Consider the following 2500-nt stretch of genomic DNA (forward strand, 5'->3'; position numbering starts at 1 on the left):
AGACGGAAAGACCCCGTGCACCTTTACTATAGCTTTACATTGGCATTCGTAGTGGCATGTGTAGGATAGGTGGTAGGCTTTGAAGCCTGGGCGCCAGCTCAGGTGGAGCCACCCTTGAAATACCACCCTTATTACTATGGATGTCTAACCGCGGCCCGTTATCCGGGTCCGGGACAATGTATGGTGGGTAGTTTGACTGGGGCGGTCGCCTCCTAAAGAGTAACGGAGGCGCGCGATGGTGGGCTCAGAACGGTCGGAAATCGTTCGCTGAGTGCAATGGCATAAGCCTGCCTGACTGCGAGACTGACAAGTCGAGCAGAGACGAAAGTCGGTCATAGTGATCCGGTGGTCCCGTGTGGAAGGGCCATCGCTCAACGGATAAAAGGTACGCCGGGGATAACAGGCTGATGACCCCCAAGAGTCCATATCGACGGGGTTGTTTGGCACCTCGATGTCGACTCATCGCATCCTGGGGCTGGAGCAGGTCCCAAGGGTATGGCTGTTCGCCATTTAAAGCGGTACGTGAGTTGGGTTCAGAACGTCGTGAGACAGTTCGGTCCCTATCTGCCGTGGGTGTAGGAATATTGAAAGGATCTGTCCCTAGTACGAGAGGACCGGGATGGACGGATCTCTGGTGGACCTGTTGTGGCGCCAGCCGCATTGCAGGGTAGCTATATCCGGACGGGATAACCGCTGAAGGCATCTAAGCGGGAAACCCACCTTGAAACGAGTATTCCCTGAGAACCGTGGAAGACGACCACGTTGATAGGCCGGGTGTGGAAGAGCGGCAACGCTTGAAGCTTACCGGTACTAATAGTTCGATCGGCTTGATCGTTCTCATTCCTAATATCCATCGCCAGCGCTCACGCATGAGCGGCCCTTCGGGCCTATGCTCCGCGAGGGCGCCGACGCGCAGTCGCGCTTGCGGGCTTCGCCCGTAAGCAAAGCGCAAACGCCGCAACGGCACAAACGCGACGATCCTTGGATCGCGCTTGAACAGCTTCTCGATTTGAACGTGCGTTTTGCCGACCTGGTGGTTATGGCGGAGCGGCTGCACCCGATCCCATTCCGAACTCGGCCGTGAAACGCTCCAGCGCTGATGGTACTTCGTCTCAAGACGCGGGAGAGTAGGTCGCTGCCAGGTCTGCAAAGCGCACGTTCATCGCACATCCGGATCGAAAGGATCCGGATGGAGACAAATCTTCTCCTTACGATCGTTTGTGATGCATGTCGTTGTTCCAAAACCGCCAGGCGCTTTGGGCGACATGCATAAGGCCCGCCAAACGGGATCATGGGCCGCGCAAGCGGCCCTTTCATTTGGCGGTCTCTTGAATTCGGTAAGCTGAAACTTACCTCTATCGTTGACGCGGGGTGGAGCAGCCCGGTAGCTCGTCAGGCTCATAACCTGAAGGTCACAGGTTCAAATCCTGTCCCCGCAACCAAATACAAAAACGGCCCGCATCTCGCGGGCCGTTTTGCTATGCAGCGCTGGTGCTTGAATGCGGCGGCGCCGGCGAGCTCCTGGGAGCGGCAAGCAAGGGTGAGAAGGTAGCTGGACAGCAAGGCGTGTTCATCGGCGCTTTCTGGTTGTCGAAGCTTCTTTGGGAGGACGATTGATATCGAAGGACCTGATGAACCTCGCGCGCCTGCGGGATACCCCGGCACTGCGCGAGATGACTGGTTTTCACCAGGTCGTGCGCGGCAGACTCTTTTTCGTCACGGCAGCGTCAATCGCGGCGCCCACTTCCATCGGCCGTTCCGCAACGGGCTATCGGGACAGGGTTGGGTAGCGCGGCGGGCACGATCGAGTTGGGGGTCCCAGTCTGAGCAGGGGCTCCTACTTCCCGGCTTCCTTGCGTCGCGCGCATTCAGGTGGCCCATGCTTCGACGATTTGGTCTGGGCCAGGGCCTGAGCGGCCATTCGAAGGGCCGGGTCTCGCGGCTTGCGGGGGAGATCGGCGGAAAGTCGCTTCTTTCTGGCCTGACCTATCAAGGGCGATTGGCCTGTCTGTGGACAAACGGCACGTGGTTTCGACGACGTCGAATCCAGCACGCTCGCCTACATGTTCTGCACTCGACGAATCTGATCGAGCGTTCAAGGACGAATCACGCGGCGACATCAATGTCGCCGGCATCTTCCCCGGGGCGACGACCACCATCGTCGGTCCCGCCGGGACTCTCTTGCTCGGACAGAACGATGAACCGGCCATCCAGCGGCCGCCGCAATGATGCAAGCGTCGGCCAGTCGAGCCGATCAATCCATTCGTCAGCTTGCCAGTCGTGGCGGCAGATCAGCCCGGCCATGCAGGAAAAATGCGGCGACCGCCACACAAACCTCAGGGGACACCATCGTAACAGCCGGCTAATGCATGGCGCCCAAAAATGCATCGCGGTTTTGCGACGACGACGTGCGTCAAACAGGACTTAAAGCGCATCGCTGAAACCCGCGTGGCGATGTGCTCAGAAAGTTCGAAATCGGTGTTGACACGTCGATCTGCCC

The 2500-nt window shown here is 58.6% G+C and carries 1 protein-coding gene, 1 tRNA gene and 2 rRNA genes (1 of these 4 running past the window's edge); 3 read left to right on the top strand and 1 reads right to left on the bottom strand.

The window, feature by feature from the left end:
- The 3 genes from EN853_RS02100 to EN853_RS02110 form a co-directional block, all read left to right on the top strand.
- Positions 1–835: ribosomal RNA gene (locus tag EN853_RS02100) — 23S ribosomal RNA — on the top strand (it extends 1979 nt beyond the left edge of the window).
- A gap of 194 nt (positions 836–1029) precedes the next feature.
- Positions 1030–1144 (top strand): 5S ribosomal RNA (gene rrf / locus EN853_RS02105).
- A 221-nt stretch (positions 1145–1365) separates the two neighbouring features.
- Positions 1366–1442 (top strand) — tRNA-Met (locus EN853_RS02110).
- Positions 1443–2106: 664 nt separating this feature from the next.
- Here EN853_RS02110 and EN853_RS02115 read toward each other — a convergent pair.
- Positions 2107–2304 carry a hypothetical protein gene (locus EN853_RS02115; RefSeq protein WP_127857602.1) on the bottom strand — a complete coding sequence of 66 codons (198 nt, stop codon included), beginning with the start codon at positions 2302–2304 and terminating at the stop codon, positions 2107–2109.
- Positions 2305–2500: the final 196 nt, after the last annotated feature.

The organism is Mesorhizobium sp. M1C.F.Ca.ET.210.01.1.1, assembly GCF_004791585.1.
Taxonomy (GTDB): domain Bacteria; phylum Pseudomonadota; class Alphaproteobacteria; order Rhizobiales; family Rhizobiaceae; genus Mesorhizobium.

Excerpts from the sequence above, each read along its gene's own strand:
- EN853_RS02115 (WP_127857602.1), bottom strand. The coding sequence starts at position 2,304 with ATGGCCGGGCTGATCTGCCGCCACGACTGGCAAGCTGACGAATGGATT.